The following is a 19,668-nucleotide window of genomic DNA, read 5'->3' as shown; positions in this document are numbered from 1 at the left end:
CGGGGCTCCAAACAGATCCCACGGCTCCGCACTGCGTTCCGCTCCGTCCATGTGGATCTCCTTGGTCGCTCAAACACATCCCGATGTCTGGGTGTCACCTTTGCCCGCGAAGGGCCCGCAGGTCAACGCGCAGTGTCATCGTCGGCTGAGTGCGCCAATTCCGGCACGTCCTTGGCCCCCGCAGAGCCACGCCCAGAAAGCGACGGGTTTTCCATGAAAAACCGATGGCAATTGAAGGGATTATCCAGCTTTGAAGTATCTGCACGCTCAAACTCCCCTTCGGGACCGAGCACCCAGCTTTGCGCAACGTCAGCTAGATTGGCCGCCATAATCTGGCTCACGATCTGTGCCTTGACGGTCGCATTGCGGATTTCAACCAAGGTTTCGACCCGGCGATTAAGATTGCGCCCCATCCAATCGGCAGAGCTAATATAGACACGCGCCTTTTTCGACGGCAGGCCCTGACCATTGCCAAAACACACGATGCGAGAGTGTTCCAAAAACCGACCTACTACCGATTTCACGCGGATATTCTCGCTTAGCCCCACAACACCCGGACGCAGTCCACAAATACCTCGTACCACCAAATCAATCCGCACCCCCGCGCCGGAAGCCGCATAAAGGGCGTCGATAATATCGGGATCAATCAGCGAGTTCATCTTGGCCCAAATCACTGCGGGCCGTCCGGCCTTGGCGTGTGCGATCTCGCCCTCAATCCGCTCCAGTAGGATCGATTTCATATCCAGCGGCGAGATGGACAAATTTTCCAGTCCAACGGGCTGCGCGTAACCAGAGATATAATTGAACACCTTGGTCGCATCGCGTCCAAGGGCCGCGTCGCAGGTAAACAGGCTCAGATCAGTGTAAACGCGCGCAGTGATCGGATGGTAATTGCCCGTCCCAAAGTGCGTATAAGTCACAAGTTGATCGCCCTCGCGGCGGACTACGGTGCTGATCTTGGCGTGGGTTTTGTAATTGATAAAGCCATAGACCACATGCGCGCCGGATCGTTCCAACCGCCGCGATTGGCGGATATTCGCGGCCTCATCAAAGCGTGCCTTCAGCTCCACCAAGGCAGTGACGTTCTTGCCCATTTCGGCAGCTTCGCACAGCGCCTCAACGATGGGCGAATTGCGCGACGTCCGGTAGAGCGTCTGCTTGATCGCTACAACATTCGGGTCCCGCGCGGCCTGTTGCAGGAACCGAATAACCATATCAAAGGTCTCATACGGGTGGTGCAGCAGCATGTCCTTTTGCCGGATTGCCGCAAACATATCACCATCGTGATCCTGCACACGTTCGGGCACGCGCGGGGTAAAATGAGGCCACAGCAAATCGTGACGTTCATCCAGCACCAATTGCTTGAGGCTCGCGAGGCCGATCAAACCCTTGATGTCGATGATTTCATCAGGCTGAACGCCCAGCTCACCCACGATAACCTTGCGCAATGCCTCTGGCGCGTTGGCCGTGATCTTCATGCGCACCACTTCGCCGCGACGGCGACGTTTGAGGGCGGTCTCAAACTCCCGCACAAGGTCTTCGGCCTCATCCTCGACCTCTAGATCACTGTCGCGCAGCACCCGAAACGCGCAATGCCCCTTGAGCTCATAGCCGGGAAACAGAGCGTCGATCTGCATCAACAACAACTCTTCAAGCGGAAGGAAACGTGCAACGCCATCTTCATCGGCCAATCGCACAAACCGGTCGATCTGTTGCGGCACGGGCAACAATGCCTGGAGGCGGCGCTTGTCACTGGGGCGTTCCAACATCACAGCGAGAGAAAAGCCTTCGTTCGGGATGAACGGAAAGGGATGCGCGGGGTCAATCGCGAGCGGCGACAGCACAGGAAACACTTGGGCCAGAAAATGATCATCCATCATCTGCTCATCAGCAGGCGTCAGAGCATCCCGTTCCAGCAGGCGAATGCCGTCATCCTCCATCAACCGCCGCAACCCGATCCACGTCGATTGCTGCGCGGACAACAGATTGCGCGCGTTTTCATTGATAAGCCGAAGCTGCTCTCCCGGAGAACGGCCATCCGCAGCAGGTGTTGTGGTACCTGCGCGCGCAAGCTCCCGCAGGCCTGCCACACGCACCGTATAAAACTCGTCCAAGTTCGCCGCCGAAATCGACAGAAACCGCAACCGTTCCAACAAGGGCACACGCGGGTTTGCCGCCTCCTCTAACACGCGCCAGTTGAACGACAGCCAGCTGAGTTCACGGTTGAAAAAGCGACGCGGACCAATGGTCCGGTCTTCGTCCAACGCACGGGGGGCGGGCAGCGGTGATTTAAGAAAATCAGATGCCGGAATGAGTGAATTATCTAACATGCACTTCCCCTAAGGGGCTTAAATGACAGCTTTATGACAAGTTAGGTACACTACGCCTCTGCGTTGTCTGTGTCCAGCAAAGTGCGGGCGAGCGAGCGTGTGATGGGCTTCTGCCCCGCAAGTGCAGCGGCGTCCAATTGTTGGGCTATGGCCTCAACGGCGGCAAAGCTACGCTCGATCCGCGGGATGACATAGGCGATCACCGCTGGCGATACCGTGACTTGGCGATCCGAAAAGTGTTTGATCAACAATGCCGACAGCAACTGGTCGTCGGGCGCGGCCACCTCGGCCATCGTGATGGCCTGCAACCGGCTGGCAAGATCGGGCAGCGTGATGGGCCAACTGCTCGGCGCACCCCGCCCTGTCACCATCAGGCTATGACCCTCTGCCGCGATCAGATTGTGCAAATGAAACAACGCGCGTTCCGTTTCTGCGCCCATCGGCACATGCATATCCTCAATCGCGAGGGGCCCGCTGGCCAAGTCCGGCACATCAGCCGCATGCACATCACACGCCCGCATCACCCTTGCGCCCGAAACACGCGCCCACACCGCAGCCAAATGGCTTTTGCCCGCGCTTTCTTGGCCGACAACGGCAAGTCGATTGTTCGGCCAATTGGGCCAAATATCTACAAAAGCCAGCGCCATTGCGTTGCTGGGGGCGACGAAAAAATCGTCCCGGCCCATCGCGGGGCGCATGGGCAGTGGAAGGGGAAGCTGTGTGTCGTTCATTCGGCGGCGTCTTTGTCCGGGTCACGTTTCGATTCGAGGCCAAGGTACAGGCGACTGGCCTTATACTCTTGGATCAAGAAGCGCGCGAGCACCCCAATCATCGCAGCAACCGGCACCGCCACGAGCATGCCGACAAAACCAAACACCGCCCCAAACGCCGATAGCGCCAGCAGCAACCACACAGGGTGCAACCCAACCGATCCGCCGACAAGTTTGGGGGTTAAGAAGTTACCCTCTAGCATCTGCCCGGCAGCAAAGATCGCCGCCACGACAGCGATCCAGATCGGGTCATTCCAGAACTGGAACAACGCCAAACCAAACGCCAACACCCCGCCGATCAGTGCGCCAACATAGGGAATGAATGAGATCAAGCCCGCGACGGCCCCAACCACGACGCCGAATTGCAGCCCCACAATCATGAGGCCAGCGGCATAGAAGGTGCCCAAAATCGCGCAAACAGTCAGCTGGCCGCGCACGAATGACGCCAACGTGCGGTCCACCTCTAACGCGAGGCGCCGGACCGTTGGCGCATGATCTCGTGGCAACAGATCATCGACTTGGGCAACCATCCGGTCCCAGTCGAGCAACAGGTAGAACGCCACAACCGGTACGACGACGATAAACACCACCGCATTGATGACCCCAACCACCGAGGATGCTATTTGCTGTGCAAATGCGCCGCCCTGTGCTTGGATCGCCTCACCGATCGAGACAACAGCGCGGCTGACCGTCCGGCCAATTGTACTATCCACGTCGATCAACTGCGGGAACCGCGCCGTTAGGCCATCGCGTAATTCCGTGAATAATTCTGGCGCAAACCGGATCAAGGCGAGGGTCTGTTCCACCAACAGCGGGATAACCAATCCAATCGCGAGCAAAAACATAAACAGTGCAAACAGCGAAATCAGCGTCGTCGCGACAGCACGGCTCAGACCGCGCGCCTCTAGCCGGTCTGCAAGAGGATCAAGCCCATAGGCAATCGCGCCACCTACAATGAACGGCAACATGATATCGCCCAGAAACCACAGCGCGAGCAGAAAGACAAAGCTCACGAGCCCCCAATAGGTCACCTGTTGTTTTGCGGGTAAGGCCACGCGGCTCTCCTGTGTTCACTCTTCAAATGGCAAAACGGGGCGATCAATACAACCGCCCCGCCCCTAATGGCTCAAAATACTGGCACGCCGTTGCGCGCCCAGCGCTTAGTTCCGTGCCTCGCGGATCAAACGCAGAATGTCTTGGGCCGCCTCGGGGATATTTGTGCCGGGGCCAAAGATTGCCTTTACGCCCGCGTCATACAGGAACTGATAATCTTGTTGGGGTATCACACCCCCACAGATCACGATGATGTCCTTGGCATCTGCGGCCTCCAACGCGGCGACCAGTTTGGGCGCAAGCGTTTTGTGCCCCGCGGCCTGCGAACTGATGCCAATCACGTGCACATCGTTATCGACGGCGTCTTGCGCCGCTTCATCCGGTGTTTGGAACAGGGGGCCAACGTCGACATCAAACCCAATGTCAGCAAAGGCCGTGGCGATCACTTTGGCGCCGCGATCATGACCATCTTGGCCCATTTTGACGACAAGCATCCGAGGCCGACGGCCTTCATCCGTGGCGAAATCCTCAACCGACTTTTGGATCGCTGCAAACCCCGCGTCGCCCTCATAGGCGGCACCATACACACCTGCGAGGGTTCTGACCTCAGCACGGTGGCGGCCAAACACAGCCTCCATTGCCATGCTAATTTCACCAACGCTTGCGCGAGCACGGGCGGCATCAACAGCGGCCTCTAGCAAGTTGCCACCTTCCGCTGCACGCCGCTCCACCTCTGCGAGGGCTGCGGCACAAACCGCCTCATCCCGCTCGGATCGGATACGCTCTAGGCGCGCGATCTGGCTGTCGCGCACCGCGGCGTTGTCGATATCCATGATGTCGATCGGATCTTCTTTGTCCAAACGGTATTTGTTGACGCCAACGATGACCTCTTCGCCCCGGTCAATCATAGCCTGACGTCGCGCGGCACTTTCCTCGATACGCAGCTTGGGCATGCCGGAGTTCACAGCGGCGGTCATCCCGCCCAACTCTTCGACCTCTTGGATCAACTTCCAAGCCTCATCCGCCAACTCAGCCGTCAGGCTTTCGACGTAATAAGAGCCTGCCAGCGGATCGACCACGTTGGTCACGCCGGTTTCTTCCTGCAAGATCAACTGGGTGTTGCGCGCAATTCGGGCTGCAAACTCAGTTGGAAGGGCAATCGCCTCATCCAGCGCGTTCGTGTGCAGCGATTGCGTGCCCCCAAGGGCTGCGGCCATCGCCTCATAGGCGGTGCGGACCACGTTGTTGTAGGGATCCTGCTCTTGCAGCGACACACCGCTGGTCTGGCAATGAGTACGCAACATGGACGACTTGGGATTCTTGGGCTCGAATTCTTGCATGATCCGGTGCCACAACAACCGGGCGGCGCGCAGCTTGGCGGCCTCCATGAAAAAGTTCATCCCGATGGCGAAGAAAAAGCTGAGCCGACCGGCGAACTTGTCCACATCCATGCCACGGGCAATTGCCGCGCGCACGTATTCGCGCCCATCAGCCAGCGTGAACGCCAGCTCTTGCACAAGGTTCGCACCAGCCTCCTGCATGTGGTAACCCGAGATCGAGATCGAGTTGAATTTCGGCATCTCATTTGAGGTGTATTCGATGATATCCGCAATGATCCGCATCGAGGGTTCGGGCGGATAGACATACGTATTGCGGACCATGAATTCCTTGAGAATGTCGTTTTGGATCGTGCCGGACAGCACAGAGCGGTCATGGCCCTGCTCTTCGCCCGTGACGATAAAGTTCGCCAAGATCGGGATGACCGCGCCGTTCATTGTCATGGAGACTGAGATTTTATCGAGCGGGATACCGTCGAACAGGATTTTCATATCCTCGACGCTGTCGATCGCTACGCCTGCCTTGCCGACGTCGCCCTCAACCCGAGGGTGGTCACTGTCATAACCACGGTGCGTCGCCAGATCAAAGGCAACGGACACGCCCTGTTGGCCCGCGGCCAAAGCCTTGCGATAGAACGCGTTGCTTTCCTCGGCTGTCGAAAACCCTGCGTATTGGCGGATCGTCCACGGACGGCCTGCGTACATCGTGGCCTTTACGCCGCGCGTAAACGGACCCTCACCGGGGATGCCACCCAGATGGTCCAGGCCCTCAAGGTCAGCTTCGGTATACAGCGGCTTGACCTCGATCCCTTCCAACGTTTTCCACGTCAGGTCTTCAAGGGGTTTGCCCCGCAATTCCTTTGTCGCAAGCTCAGTCCAAAGCTTTGTGCGGTCCGGCGTGTTCTGATCCGTCATGGGGATGTCCTTCTCTGTCTAAGCCTGCGTCTCGGAACATGCGTCCCGGTGTGCGGCTATACGGGTCACTGAGTGCGACGCCTCGGTGTCAATAAAAGTAGCGAAACCATCCGCGCCAGTGCGCAGCCGGATGAGGTCGCTGTCACATGTTTTGCGCATCACTTGCCCCTGCTCAGGGGTAAAATGCGCACATTGTCCAGCCTGGGGACCGGTTACATCGGCGTTCGAACTACCGGTTCGGATTCTATGCTGTAGACGCGTGGCACAGGTTCCGGCCACGGTCACCTGTTGCGGTGCACGCCCCGGCCTGTTCAGCAGATTAAGGGGCGATTTTTCAACAAATTGCGCAAAGTCCTTCGCCCCGCGCCGCGCACCCCCTATATGTGAAGGAACTGGAGGAACCATGACACGACTGACGCATTTTGCCTTAGGCCTCGGCCTGCTTGGAGTATTCGCCACCACCGCCATGGCCTCTGACGTCTCAGAGCAAGGCGTTCTGGCCGTGTGGGAGGCTGACAAAACCCATATCTTTGCCGCCGATGACGTCGATTTGGACGACTTTGCGTGGGTTGCGCGGCCAATCGTGGTCTTTGCCAACTCGGAGCGCGACCCCGCATTCACCCAACAGATGGAGCTGCTGTCGCAGCGGCCCCTAGACCTTGCGGACCGCGATGTGGTCATCATCGTGGATACTGACCCAAGCGGTGAAAGCGCGCTGCGTACCAAGCTACGCCCCCGTGGGTTCATGATGGTTCTGATCGGCAAGGACGGGCAGGTGAAACTGCGCAAACCTCTGCCGTGGGACGTCCGCGAACTGAGCCGCTCCATCGATAAAATGCCCCTGCGCAGACAGGAAATGCGCGCAGGTAGCTGATCAACAGGCACACTATCCACACCAACCACGCCCCCGCGGGGCGTCAAAGCGCGCGCGGGATGTGGGTGATGCTGGATGCCAGTGTGCCGTATCATGGCTCATTCGAACTCCATGATCACTTCGTCCACGGCAAGACTGTCGCCGGGGCCAGCATTGATCTTGGTGACGATGCCCTTTTTTTCAGCGCGTAGGATGTTTTCCATCTTCATCGCTTCAACGGTGCACAGCGCCTGACCTTCTTGCACTTCCTCACCCTCGGCAACGTCGACCTTTACGATCAGACCGGGCATTGGGCACAGCAGCATCTTGGAGGTGTCGGGCGGCAGTTTTTCGGGCATCAGATCCGCCAATTCGGCCTGACGCGGTGTGCGCACGTGGACCTTGATGTCCGCGCCACGGAACCGGATGCGGAACCCGCCGACCATTTTGTCGACCTTCAGCACCATGGGTGTCCCGTCGATCATAACGCGCGCGAGGCTGTCACCGGGGGTCCAATCGCTTTCGACACGTAGACGCGCGCCGTCCTTCAACTCTACGGTCGCGCCGTCTTTGTCGGCATCCACCGTGACGTCCATGCGCGCACCTTGGGCAGTCACGACCCAGTCGTCGCCGACTTTGCGCTCGTGGTTGTCCATACGGCCAGACACACGGGTGCGGCGAATTTCCGCGACACGGTGCATTGCGGCGCAGGCAGCAGCCACACGCGACAAGGCGGTCTCATCCAAGGTCACGCCCTCAAAGCCGTCAGGATATTGCTCTTCGATGAAGGCCGTCGTCATATCACCTTTGATAAAGATGTCATGGTCCATCACCGCAGCCACGAATGGCAGGTTGTGACCAATACCCTCAACCTCAAAGCTATCAAGGGCTGTGCGCATCGTCTCGATCGCGGTGGCGCGGTCTGGGCCCCAGGTACACAGCTTGGCGATCATCGGATCATAATACATGCTGATCTCACCGCCCTCGAACACACCGGTGTCGTTGCGCACGGTGCCTTCGCCCAGCGCACCCTCAACTGGAGGGCGGTAACGGGTCAGGCGCCCGATAGAGGGCAGGAAGTTGCGGTAGGGATCTTCGGCATAGAGACGGTTTTCAATCGCCCAGCCGTTGATTTTCAGTTCCTCTTGTTTGATGCTCAGAACCTCGCCATCAGCGACGCGGATCATCTGTTCAACCAGATCAACGCCAGTGATCAGCTCGGTCACCGGGTGTTCTACCTGTAGGCGGGTATTCATCTCAAGGAAGTAGAAATTGCGGTCGCCATCGACGATGAATTCCACCGTGCCCGCCGAGGCGTAGCCCACCGCATGCGCCAACGCCAAGGACTGCTCGCCCATGGCTTTGCGTGTGGCCTCATCCAAGAAGGGCGAGGGAGCTTCCTCAACCACCTTTTGGTTCCGACGCTGGATCGAGCACTCACGCTCATGCAGATACACACCGTTGCCGTGGCTGTCGCACAGCACTTGGATTTCGATGTGACGGGGCTGCGTGACGAACTTTTCGATGAAAATCCGATCATCGCCAAAGCTGTTCGCCGCTTCGTTCTTGGAGGATTGGAAACCTTCGCGCGCCTCGGTGTCGTTCCATGCAATCCGCATGCCCTTGCCACCGCCGCCAGCCGAAGCCTTGATCATGACCGGATAACCGATCTGGTTTGAGATTTTGACGGCCTCTTCGGCGTCTTCGATCAAACCCATATAGCCGGGAACCGTGCTGACGTTGGCCTCTTGGGCGATCTTTTTGGAGGTGATTTTATCCCCCATTTTCTCGATCGCACCAACGGGCGGCCCGATGAAAGCCACGCCAGCCGCCTCAAGGGCTTCGGCGAACTTTGAATTTTCTGACAAGAAACCGTAACCGGGATGCACCGCTTGCGCGCCGGTTTTCTTGATCGCCTCCATTACCTTGTCGATGACGATATAGGACTGGTTCGCCGGGGGCGGGCCAATGTGGACGGCTTCGTCAGCCATCTCTACGTGCAGCGCGTTTTTGTCCGCATCCGAATAAATCGCCACCGTCTTGATGCCCATGGCTTTGGCAGTCTTAATCACGCGGCAGGCAATCTCGCCCCGGTTGGCAATCAGAATTTTCTCGAACATTACGCTGTCCCCTTATCTTGACCTTTTGCCGAGGCTGATCCCCGGATATCGTTCAAACGCCAAAAGACCGCTCGAGATCCCCTCCCGAGCAGCCTTGAGGCTTGTGAGTCGTGGTAACCCCTAGTCAGGGGTGCAGTGCACTCGGCGTCAGAGGCCGAGGTCGTTTGACAGTGCGCCGCCGACGCCGCCAATTGCGGCCCCCGTGATGCACTCGCCGTCTTCGATGATCTCACCCACCGCGCAGCCGACGGCCGCGCCGATACCGGCACGTTCAATGTCGGACAGGCTTGCGGTGTTACACGCCATGAGCGTGGATAAAACGATTGCGACTGCTGATAACTTGATGGTCTTTGCCACTTTAACGTCTCCTGTATGTCCCGGGCCCCGGGCACCTGCGCCGTTGCTCCAGCCGAGTACAGGCTCGGAGGAAATCGGCGAGCCTGCACCAGGCGAGAGGAACATTGGGCCCCGCCATGGCTCATGAAATCCTTGGGGGTAGTGAGCCATGCTTTCGAATGTGCACGAGTTCTCAGCACACGCCAGCGGCAACGCTCATTTAAATTACCATCGGCGCGAATTGGCTCACTGGATTTCGCCATCAGCGAATTTGCGCCGAATCCCAAGGTCATTCCTCGGTTTCCTCATCCCAATCGTCAAAGCTATCGGCTTCGAATACGCGCGGAAAGGACACGCGCGCCACGGCTTCATCGATCCGCAAAAGCGAGTCGTAGCTGACAGGGTCGAAATCCTCGTCTACGGCCACAACCTCTCGGTCGAGCAGCCAGTTCAAACGGCCTGCGTCCAGATTGCCCCGCTCAAACGGCTCGGACCCAAAGTGGGACCACAATGCAGACATAAAGCCTTCATCAGCGCGCCGGTCGGCAGGTTTACGGTCAGGAAAGCGTCTGCGCGCCACAAGGGGCGTTACCCCACGCGGGTTCGCGCGGCGGATTACAAACTGATAATCGGTGCCCGGCAAACGGCCCGGAAAGCCACGGTGCTTTAGCATGTGATGCCCCCCACCGAAGGGGTCCATGTGGCGGAGGCAATCGCCCGCCACATGAGAGTGCTCAAGTCAAACGGCTCAGAACTTGCCGGAGACAGGTTCCGCTTCGAGAGGCGTGGGCTCAACGATGACGATTTCTTCTTGGGTGCCGCTGCTACAGGCCGCAACGATGGCGACCAAACCGAGGGCGATAAGCGCTTTGAGGCTTTTGGACATTCTGCTCTCCTTAATAAGGCGCGTGAGGCCGACGTTTGCACGCGACCTTTCCGACAACTGCCGATTGCACCACTGCAATCGTGTTGCAGCATATCGGAATCGGTGTGGAAAACATACGGGCGTGCGTTCACATGCGCGGGTTGTTGCGCACATGCACCAGCCCTCTCCACAGGTAAACGTCGCAGCTTAAGGTCGTGTAGCCGCTTCATAAGTCCTCCAAAATGCAGGCCCCGTCGGCCAGCTTATATACGCTAAAAAACTGCGCGACGTCCGGGTTGGACGTACCGCGCGCAATAGGTGTGTCCATCAGGTTGACCACGACTTGGGCAGCGGCGCCATGGGGTAATCCGCTTAGCGTCAAACCATGGGTCGAGCATATCCAATCCATGTCCGCTTGCGCGGCCTCAAACCCCAGTGCGCCAACCTTGGGCGCGATCGCGCGAATGACCAATTGCAGGTCTTGGGTGCCTTGTATCCGTTCCCACGCGATCTGCCACAGCGCGAGCGGCTGGCCCGAGGGCACCGCCCCCGCCTGCCCCGCAGCCACGCTAAGCACAAAGGCGAGGACCCAACTACGCACGCGCGCACCACCGGGCCCGCGCCGCAGGTTGGTTCAACACCCCCGCAATGCGCGCCGTTAGGTCAGGCGCAGACACATCCAACCGTCCGCCCGCCCGCACCTGCATGTCCGAGCCGCTGCGCGTCACCTCAACAATCGGTGAAAACCCACGCACGCGCGCCAGCGCCCGCCATAAATCTTGGCGAACCTGATGGGCAATAGCCGCACGGTTGCGATCAGCACAGCCGGTCAACACCGTCTGCACCGCCACGTCCCAGCGCACAGGGGTCCGACGCGCAAGCGTTAACCGCGCGCCGTCCACCGACATATGCCAGCCCTTCGCCATCAGATCAGAGCGGGATGTTATCGTGCTTTTTCCACGGCTTGTTCGTGGATTTGTTCCGCAACGCCGCAAACGCCCGCGCCACCCGCTTACGCGTGGATTGGGGCATGATGACCTCATCCACAAAGCCTTTTTCGGCCGCAACAAACGGATTGGCAAAGCGGTCCTCGTAGTCCGCAGCCCGCGCCGCAATCTTTTCGGGATCATTCAACTCAGAACGGTAGAGGATCTCAGTCGCCCCCTTGGCGCCCATCACAGCAATCTCGGATGTGGGCCATGCGTAGTTCACATCCCCCATCAGGTGCTTGGACGACATCACCACATACGCACCACCATAGGCTTTGCGTGTAATGACTGTGACCTTTGGCACCGTAGCTTCGCCATAGGCGTACAGCAGCTTTGCGCCGTGCTTGATGACGCCGTTATATTCCTGGGTCGTGCCGGGCAGGAAGCCAGGCACATCCACGAACGTCAGAAGTGGAATTTCGAACGCATCGCAGAACCGCACAAACCGCGCTGCCTTGCGAGAGCTGTCAATATCGAGGCACCCGGCCAGCACCATCGGCTGGTTGGCAACCACACCAACGGTGCGTCCCTCCAACCGGATAAACCCTGTGATGATGTTACCCGCAAAATCCTTTTGGATTTCGTAAAAATCGCCCTCATCAGCAGTTTTGAGGATCAATTCGCGCATATCGTAAGGCGCGTTAGGGTTTTCAGGCACCAATGTATCCAGCGACGGCTCAACCCGGTCGGGGCTATCAAAGAACGGCCGGACCGGCGGCTTTTCGCGGTTGTTGAGCGGCAGGAAGTCGATCAACCGGCGCACTTCGGCCAAGGCTTCAACGTCATTTTCAAACGCCGCATCCGCCACCGAGGATTTCTTGGTGTGCGTGGTTGCGCCGCCCAGCTCTTCTGCGGTGACCTGTTCGTTGGTCACAGTTTTTACCACGTCGGGACCGGTGACAAACATGTAGGAGCTATCTTTGACCATAAAGATAAAGTCGGTCATGGCGGGCGAATAAACCGCGCCCCCCGCACATGGCCCCATGATCATCGAGATCTGCGGCACCACGCCAGAGGCGTCGATGTTGCGCTGGAACACCTCACCATAAGCTGCCAGCGATGAAACGCCTTCTTGGATACGCGCGCCGCCGGAATCGTTGATCCCGATCACAGGTGCGCCGTTTTGCATCGCCATATCCATGATCTTGCAAATCTTGGCACCGTGCGTCTCGGAGACGGAGCCACCCATCACGGTGAAGTCTTGGGAAAACACATAGACCTGACGTCCATTAACTGTGCCCCAACCAGTGACAACACCGTCCCCCGCAGGCCGCTCCGCCTCCATCCCGAAATCCGTGCAGCGATGGCGCACGAACATATCATATTCCTCAAAGCTATCCTCATCGAGCAGAAGGTCGATACGCTCGCGCGCAGTCAGCTTGCCCTTGGCATGTTGTGATGCGACGCGGCGCTCTCCGCCCCCGGCACGCGCCGCGGCACGGCGTTCGTCCAACTCGCTCAGAATATCCTTCATGTCCGGGGACTCCCTGTTTGGTGTTAAAACCTTCTAGGCAGTGGCGCGCGATCTGGGAAGGCTCAGTTAGAAAATTTGCAAATTCTGCATATGCATATTTTGGCGAATTGCAAATTTGCGAATTTCATTGCGCACTCAAACGACTCTGTGTGCACCGGACCTGCGCATTGTGCGCCACCACACAGCCTCGCGCATAGACTTGTTAACCTTAAACCCCTACGAAACAAAGGATGTCGACCCGCCCAACGGTCCGTTTTCTCGACCGATCCACCCCGCCCACCGTCCTTACGCTCGTGATGCTTGCCGGCATCGCGGCCCTCACCATGAGCATTTTTCTGCCTTCGCTGCCGAATATGACCGCTTATTTTGAGACCGACTACCGTCTGATGCAGCTATCGGTCGCAGTCTATTTGGCCATGAATGCTGTGCTTCAGGTCATCGTCGGCCCCCTATCAGACCGCTACGGCCGCCGCCCCGTGATCTTGTGGGGGTGCGGGTTGTTTTGCGTGGCAACACTCGGCTGCCTTATCGCCCAAAGCGTTGAGACGTTCTTATTCTTTCGCATGGCGCAGGCTGTGATCGTAACATCAATGGTCCTCAGCCGGGCTGTTGTCCGCGATATGGTGCCCACGAACGAAGCCGCCTCAATGATCGGCTATGTCACAATGGGCATGTCCGTGGCCCCGATGATCGGCCCAGCCATTGGCGGCGGGCTAGATGCGGCGTTTGGCTGGCAGGCCAGCTTTTGGCTCCTTCTAATTGCGGGCTTGGGTCTTTGGGCACTCAGCTGGTTTGACCTCGGAGAGACCGCCAAGGCCACCTCGACCAGCATGATGGCCCAAATCCGCGACTACCCGGAACTGCTCACCTCCCCTCGGTTCTGGGGCTATGCCATGGGCGCGGCTTTCACGTCTGGCGCGTTCTTTGCGTATTTGGGCGGCGCACCCTACGTCGGGGTCACACTGTTCAAGATGGATCCGGCGACAGTGGGTGCGTTTCTGGGCGCCCCCGCGATCGGTTATTTCTGCGGCAACTTCCTGTCGGGCCGGTACAGCCAACGCCTCGGCATCAACACGATGGTTCTGCGCGGATCCTTGTTTTCATGCACGGGCATCGGACTGATGGCGCTGCTCTTTGCCGTTGGTATCGAAAACCGATTTGTCTTTTTAGGCCTGATGACCTTTGTCGGCGTCGGCAACGGTCTGGTTTTACCAAACGCAACAGCTGGGATGCTTTCGGTCCGCCCCCACCTTGCGGGCACCGCCAGCGGGCTAGGCGGCGCGATGATGATTGGCGGAGGGGCTGCATTATCTGCACTGGCAGGGGCGGCGCTTGGCACCGGCAATAGCGCCATGCCCCTCATCCTGATCATGCTGGCCTCAGCCATATGCGGCGTCGCAACCATAGTGGCAACTGTCCGTCGCGACCGCAGGTTGGGCGATACCATCACCCCCTAGCGCCCATTTGCAAACCTGCGTAAAACTAGGCTGCAAATCTGCAAAGGAGAGCAGCCATGAGCCAGCGCAAATTATATGCCGGTGCAAAGCTGCGCGAAGTCCGGGGGCGTTTGTCGCTAAACCAGACTGATTTCGCGCGTAAACTCGGCGTGTCACTCCCTTACTTAAACCAGATGGAAAATAACAACCGTCCCGTTTCCACACGGGTCGTACTCGCCCTAGCGGGTGAGTTTGGCTTTGACGTCACTGAACTGTCAGAAGGCGATGCAGAGCGGGTTGTCACCGATATGCGCGAGGCGCTCGCCGATCCAGTGTTCTCTGACCCGCCCCCCCTAGCGGACCTACGGCTGACCGCATCGAACGCGCCCGGACTTGCCCGCGCATTCTTGGAACTGCACCGCGCCTACCGTCAAAGCAACGAGCGCCTGGCCTCAATGGATGAGGCTCTTGGCTCCGCAGGCGAAGGCGTCGGCCAAAGCCCTTGGGAGGAAGTGCGCGATTTCTTCCACTACTGCGACAATTACATCGACGCTGTTGACCGCAACGCTGAGAATTTCGTCGAACGCGAAGGCGGCGATGTGAAAAAGGCGCTTACAGCCGCGCTTCGTGCGCGCGGCGTCACCGTCGAAGTCGCAGATGGCCCTGTTCGCCGATTTGCAGGCAACGTCCTGACGGTCTCAGCCCAAAGCCCGGAATCGACACAATTGTTCCAGATGCTTCACCAATTCGCCCTCATCGAAAAAGATCCGATCCTTGAGGCGACCCTTGATCTCGCCCGCCTTACCGGACAGGCCCGTGATATCGCAAAGGTAGGGCTTGCAAACTACTTCGCCGGGGCAGCGCTTATGCCCTACGCCCGCTTCAAAGCCGCCGCAGAAGAAGTCCGCCATGATCTAGAGCTGCTCGCACACCGCTTCAACGCATCGCTAGAACAGGTGGCCCACCGACTATCCACCCTACAACGCCCCGGAGCCAAAGGCGTGCCGTTCTTCTTCGTTCGCGTTGATCAAGCCGGAACGATCACCAAACGCCACTCCGCAACACGGCTCCAATTCGCACGGTACGGCGGGGCCTGCCCACTATGGAACGTCCACCGAGCGTTTGAGACACCCGGACAATTCCTGCGCCAATTGGCACAAACCCCAGACGGGGTGAAATACTTCTGCCTCGCGCGCGACGTCTCCAAACCCGGAGGCAGCTATTCAGCCCCCACACGGCGCCTCGCGATTGGTCTCGGGTGCGAAGTCGTTCATGCTAAATCTATCGTCTATGCAGACGGAATGGACCTCAGCGCGCCCTTCGAGCCGATTGGAATTTCATGCCGAATCTGCAACCGCGCAGGCTGCCACCAGCGTTCGGTCCCACCACTGGAAAGCCGGCTCCAACTTGACCCAAACCGCCGCGATATCCTGCCCTACGACGTACAGCCCTAGGCTACATCTTCTTTGGTTCATAAATATCCATGCACCAGCCTAGTCACAGCGCAACGCCCGATCAAACGCAAGACGTGAGGTATCACCCCCTATCTCACGCAGCTTAAACCCGCCACCAAAGCGCACCGCGACCATCCCGGCCCAATTGCCCCGCGCTAACACCATCTCGGGCCCATCGCCGCAATCGCGGACGCCACCAGAAATCCAATCCTCACCAATACGGTGATTGCTTAGCCCACCCACCATAGCCAACTCTTGCAATCGCACATCGCCACCCGGCACAGAATTCCAGCGCCAAATCCGCAGTGTTTTTGCCAGATGAGGGCGGTCGACGTAGGCAAATTCCAACGCCCCATCGCCGTCAAAATCAGCTACGCCCACAGGCGCAAGCCAACGATTATTCGTACCGATATAGGGGGTCGCCGCGCGCAGTCCAAGCTGCCCACCAGCCTCCAAACCATAGAAAGCCACACGCGCGCCAAGTCCGGGCTTCGCCTCAACCGTTAGGATTTCAGGGTTATCATCGCCGTCCATGTCTACCAAGCGTGGGGCGATGTCTTCAAACACCCGCTCAGACAGGATAACCCCCGCCACACGGCCATCCGACAGTGTCACATCAAGGGTCGACCAATTGTGCGGCTTTCCCAGCACAAGATGTCCATATATCTGCGTCGCGCCAGAATAGTGCGCCGCAGTGATTTCCAGCGCATTCGCCAAACCGGGCCACAGGCTTGCGGCCAGCAAAACGCCGCGCACCAGACCGCGCCACATGCGGGCGGGTGGACGCGGCGCCACCATCTTCTAGATCTGCTTTTCAGGCATTTGCACCACAAGGCCGTCCAACGCATCGCTGACCTTAAGCTGACACGTCAGCCGCGAACGTGCCGCATCGGGTGAGAACGCAAAATCCAGCATGTCCTCTTCCATCGGGTCTTTGGCGGGCAGTTTTTCAACCCAGTCCGCATGCACATAAACGTGGCAGGTTGAGCAGGCACAGGCCCCGCCGCAATCGGCTTCGATGCCCGGAATGCCATTGTCCCGGGCGCCTTCCATAACGGTCAGCCCGTTGGCAACTTCCACGACATGCTCTTTGCCGCCGTGCTCGATGTAGGTGATTTTGGCCATGCGCCGATGCTCCTTCAGTCGTGTCCTCTTGCGATGTAGCTGGCGCGGACCTCGGGGGCAAACGGGATTTGCATTTCGCACTATTTGTTCTATTTTTGTTCCCATGACATCTGATTGCATCACCACCGCCGCACTCAATGCAGCCCCCAACACGACCCGCCTGACGGTCGCGGGCCTTGTGCTCGTGCGTCAGCGTCCCGGCACGGCCAAGGGAGTGATTTTTCTTACGCTTGAGGATGAAACAGGCACCTGCAACGTAATTGTATGGAAATCAGTTTATGAACGATTTCGCCGGGCAATCATCGCTGGCCGCTTGCTTCGCGTAACAGGCCGGGTTCAACGACAAGGCCCAGTGACCCATCTGGTGGCCGAAACAGTTGAGGATATTTCCCCCATGCTGGACGTGCTTTTATCTCCCGACCTGCCGCAGGTTCACGAGCAGATAAGCGCACAGCCTTCACCGTCACTTTCACATAGCCTCAAACCGCGTTAGTCTTGGCCAAACGGCTTTAGACCGGATATCAGCAGTGTCACATCGAATTTCCATCACACTTATTGCGCTCTGCCTCGCACCCGCGTGCGCGCCATCCGGTGGCGCATTGGACGTGACAGAACCCGTCTTTATCCCCGCCACACAGGCCCCTGAAAACCTACGCACACAGGCTAATCCGGACGCATGCTGGTCCAAAACGACACAACCCGCTGTCATTGAAACCATCACAGAGCGGCTTTTGGTTCAACCTGCCCACATCTCAAGCGTAGGTACGATCACACAGCCGCCGATCTATCGAACCCGAACCCGGCAGCGTATTGTCGATGACGGCAACCGTTGGTTCGAAATCCCCTGCGCATTGCACCAAGACCCGACGTTCATTGCCACGCTCCAACGCGCTTTGGCGGCACGGGCGTATTATGACGGCCCCATCACCGGCACCTATGACGCGACCACCCGTGCTGCCGTACGCGCCTATCAACATCCCCAGGGGGGTCCCGATAGTGGTGTGCTTAGCCTGGATGCAGCCCGCACACTGGGTCTGGCAGTGGTACCCCGCGCCGCAGCCAACTGATGCACATATAAAAAATCCCCAGCTCACACGATGGTGGCCGGGGCTTTTGTCTTTATGTAGTGGCGCGATCGCGGCAGCTTAGCCCAGAGACAGCGCCACGAACCGAGGGTCACCTCCACGGCGAATCAACAGCAAGAGGCTTTTTTGCCCCGCCGCCTTAGCCGCTGCGATCTTTTCCTCCAGCTCAACCAAACTGCTGACTTCCGTCTGACCGGCCTCAGTGATTAGGTCACCAACGCGCAGGCCTTTGGCAAAGGCTTCGCTGGCCTCATCCACTTCCTTAACCACGAGGCCCGATGCCGTATCCGGCAGGCCCAACTCAGCACGCAACTGGTCATCGACCACACCGACCGTCAGACCCATCAACTCCTGCTCGGTTGGGACTTCCTCAACCGGAGCCGAAGCTGGCACTGCGCGCTCGGCTTCCTCACGGCGGCCCAGCGTTACAAGGATCGTTTGCGTCCCACCATCGCGGAACACAACAACGCGAACAACTGCGCCGACGTCCGAGTTGCCAACCATTGTTACCAGACCACGTGTGTCCTCAACGGTCTCACCTTCGTAGGACAAAATCACATCACGCGCCTGCAAGCCTGCCTCAAGAGCCGGGCCGGGGGGCACATCGGTAATCAACGCACCCTGAACGGCATCCAGTTCAAGGGCTTCGGCCAATTCCGCATCAACGTCTTGGATACGCACGCCCAACCAGCCGCGACGGGTTTCGCCGAATTCCTGCAACTGGTCGACCACGCGGGTCACGACCGTTGCCGACATCGCAAAGCCGATCCCGATAGAACCACCGTTGGGCGACAGGATTGCCGTATTCACGCCAATCACTTCGCCATCCATGTTGAACAACGGCCCGCCGGAATTGCCGCGGTTGATCGCGGCGTCGGTCTGGATGTAGTCGTCATAAGTGCCGGACAACGCGCGTTCGCGCGCCGAAACGATGCCCGCGCTGACCGAGAAGCCTTGGCCTAGCGGGTTGCCCATGGCCATCACCCAGTCACCCACACGCATCGCATCGCTGTCCCCAAAGGGCACAAACGGCAGGGGAATGTCGCTTTGAACCTTAAGAACCGCGATATCTGTATTGGGGTCGGTCCCGATCACTTCGGCCGGCAGTTCCGCACCAGAAAAAAACTCGATCAAGATCTCATCCGCGCCCTCGATGACGTGGTTGTTCGTCACGATATACCCGTCCTCCGAGATCACGAACCCAGAGCCAAGCGCCGAAGACCGGCGTTGCGGGCGGTTCTGCTGACCCGGGCGGTTGCGAAATTCCTCAAAGAAATCTTCCAGCGGCGAGCCGCGGGGCACTTGTGGCCCGGTTCCCCGTTCCACGGTCGTGGATGTGGTGATGTTCACCACCGCGCCAGAAACTTGCTCCACGAGGTCGGCAAAACTGTCAGGGGCGCCACGGGCCTGCGCAGCCATCGCCTGCGCCAGCGTCAGCGCCACGCCCAATACCAAAAGCCACAACCCCCGAAGCCATGTCGGCTGGGTCTGAGCGGGCTGGGCGAGTGCGGTAGTTTTAAGTGTCA

Annotated in this window: 19 protein-coding genes; 5 read left to right on the top strand and 14 right to left on the bottom strand. The window is 58.7% G+C overall.

Annotation, left to right across the window (positions count from 1 at the left end; all coding sequences use genetic code 11):
* Positions 1-122: 122 nt before the first annotated feature.
* From AC4GMC_RS11020 to scpA, 4 genes are all read right to left on the bottom strand, one after another.
* Entirely contained in the window at positions 123-2,330 is a 2,208-nt protein-coding gene (locus AC4GMC_RS11020; RefSeq protein WP_487876200.1) for an RNA degradosome polyphosphate kinase, read from the bottom strand.
* Positions 2,331-2,380: 50 nt separating this feature from the next.
* Complete coding sequence (locus AC4GMC_RS11015) at positions 2,381-3,061, bottom strand: P-loop NTPase family protein (RefSeq protein WP_487876199.1); 681 nt, start codon at positions 3,059-3,061, stop codon at positions 2,381-2,383.
* Complete coding sequence (locus AC4GMC_RS11010) at positions 3,058-4,155, bottom strand: AI-2E family transporter (protein ID WP_487878842.1); 1,098 nt, start codon at positions 4,153-4,155, stop codon at positions 3,058-3,060. The genes AC4GMC_RS11015 and AC4GMC_RS11010 overlap by 4 nt, the downstream gene beginning before the upstream one ends.
* Before the next feature lie 105 nt (positions 4,156-4,260).
* Positions 4,261-6,405: a methylmalonyl-CoA mutase gene (gene scpA / locus AC4GMC_RS11005; protein ID WP_487878105.1), complete on the bottom strand. Its 2,145-nt coding sequence runs from the start codon at positions 6,403-6,405 to the stop codon at positions 4,261-4,263.
* Between the two features lie 403 nt (positions 6,406-6,808).
* On the opposite strand from scpA, the gene AC4GMC_RS11000 reads away from it, so the two are divergent.
* The gene (locus tag AC4GMC_RS11000; protein WP_487878104.1) at positions 6,809-7,279 is read left to right on the top strand and encodes a DUF4174 domain-containing protein; all 471 of its coding nucleotides are present in this window, start codon (positions 6,809-6,811) and stop codon (positions 7,277-7,279) included.
* A gap of 98 nt (positions 7,280-7,377) precedes the next feature.
* On the opposite strand, the gene AC4GMC_RS10995 is transcribed toward AC4GMC_RS11000, so the two are convergent.
* The 7 genes from AC4GMC_RS10995 to AC4GMC_RS10965 form a co-directional block, all read right to left on the bottom strand.
* Complete coding sequence (locus tag AC4GMC_RS10995) at positions 7,378-9,378, bottom strand: acetyl-CoA carboxylase biotin carboxylase subunit (RefSeq protein WP_487878103.1); 2,001 nt, start codon at positions 9,376-9,378, stop codon at positions 7,378-7,380.
* A 147-nt stretch (positions 9,379-9,525) separates the two neighbouring features.
* The gene (locus AC4GMC_RS10990) at positions 9,526-9,735 is read right to left on the bottom strand and encodes a YMGG-like glycine zipper-containing protein (RefSeq protein WP_038004804.1); all 210 of its coding nucleotides are present in this window, start codon (positions 9,733-9,735) and stop codon (positions 9,526-9,528) included.
* A gap of 268 nt (positions 9,736-10,003) precedes the next feature.
* Complete coding sequence (locus AC4GMC_RS10985; protein ID WP_487878841.1) at positions 10,004-10,387, bottom strand: hypothetical protein; 384 nt, start codon at positions 10,385-10,387, stop codon at positions 10,004-10,006.
* A gap of 75 nt (positions 10,388-10,462) precedes the next feature.
* Positions 10,463-10,600 carry a hypothetical protein gene (locus AC4GMC_RS10980; protein ID WP_487878840.1) on the bottom strand — a complete coding sequence of 46 codons (138 nt, stop codon included), beginning with the start codon at positions 10,598-10,600 and terminating at the stop codon, positions 10,463-10,465.
* 205 nt (positions 10,601-10,805) lie between these two features.
* On the bottom strand, positions 10,806-11,180 hold the full coding sequence (locus AC4GMC_RS10975) for a DUF6497 family protein (protein WP_487878839.1): 375 nt from the start codon (positions 11,178-11,180) through the stop codon (positions 10,806-10,808).
* Positions 11,173-11,487, bottom strand: coding sequence for a hypothetical protein (locus AC4GMC_RS10970; protein WP_487878838.1), 315 nt, complete (start codon positions 11,485-11,487; stop codon positions 11,173-11,175). Before AC4GMC_RS10970 ends, AC4GMC_RS10975 begins: the two co-directional genes overlap by 8 nt.
* 22 nt (positions 11,488-11,509) lie before the next feature.
* Positions 11,510-13,042 (bottom strand): acyl-CoA carboxylase subunit beta, encoded by a 1,533-nt coding sequence (locus tag AC4GMC_RS10965; protein ID WP_038004798.1) that lies wholly within the window; start codon positions 13,040-13,042, stop codon positions 11,510-11,512.
* Between the two features lie 230 nt (positions 13,043-13,272).
* On the opposite strand from AC4GMC_RS10965, the gene AC4GMC_RS10960 reads away from it, so the two are divergent.
* Positions 13,273-14,499 carry a multidrug effflux MFS transporter gene (locus AC4GMC_RS10960; protein WP_487878139.1) on the top strand — a complete coding sequence of 409 codons (1,227 nt, stop codon included), beginning with the start codon at positions 13,273-13,275 and terminating at the stop codon, positions 14,497-14,499.
* Between the two features lie 56 nt (positions 14,500-14,555).
* Positions 14,556-15,932, top strand: coding sequence for a helix-turn-helix domain-containing protein (locus AC4GMC_RS10955; protein ID WP_487878138.1), 1,377 nt, complete (start codon positions 14,556-14,558; stop codon positions 15,930-15,932).
* A gap of 39 nt (positions 15,933-15,971) precedes the next feature.
* On the opposite strand, the gene AC4GMC_RS10950 is transcribed toward AC4GMC_RS10955, so the two are convergent.
* Positions 15,972-16,730: an FG-GAP repeat domain-containing protein gene (locus AC4GMC_RS10950; protein ID WP_487878137.1), complete on the bottom strand. Its 759-nt coding sequence runs from the start codon at positions 16,728-16,730 to the stop codon at positions 15,972-15,974.
* A 3-nt stretch (positions 16,731-16,733) separates the two neighbouring features.
* The gene (locus AC4GMC_RS10945; RefSeq protein WP_038004792.1) at positions 16,734-17,057 is read right to left on the bottom strand and encodes a 2Fe-2S iron-sulfur cluster-binding protein; all 324 of its coding nucleotides are present in this window, start codon (positions 17,055-17,057) and stop codon (positions 16,734-16,736) included.
* A gap of 103 nt (positions 17,058-17,160) precedes the next feature.
* On the opposite strand from AC4GMC_RS10945, the gene AC4GMC_RS10940 reads away from it, so the two are divergent.
* On the top strand, positions 17,161-17,550 hold the full coding sequence (locus tag AC4GMC_RS10940; protein WP_487878708.1) for an OB-fold nucleic acid binding domain-containing protein: 390 nt from the start codon (positions 17,161-17,163) through the stop codon (positions 17,548-17,550).
* A gap of 34 nt (positions 17,551-17,584) precedes the next feature.
* Positions 17,585-18,124 carry a peptidoglycan-binding domain-containing protein gene (locus AC4GMC_RS10935; RefSeq protein WP_487878707.1) on the top strand — a complete coding sequence of 180 codons (540 nt, stop codon included), beginning with the start codon at positions 17,585-17,587 and terminating at the stop codon, positions 18,122-18,124.
* A gap of 78 nt (positions 18,125-18,202) precedes the next feature.
* On the opposite strand, the gene AC4GMC_RS10930 is transcribed toward AC4GMC_RS10935, so the two are convergent.
* The coding region (locus tag AC4GMC_RS10930) for a Do family serine endopeptidase (protein WP_490391452.1) at positions 18,203-19,668 on the bottom strand (1,466 nt) is incomplete at its 5' end.

It is taken from the genome of Thalassobacter sp. (genome assembly GCF_982993085.1).
The sequence above is the reverse complement of the archived record's forward strand: the minus strand, read 5'-3'. Positions and strand labels throughout refer to the sequence as shown.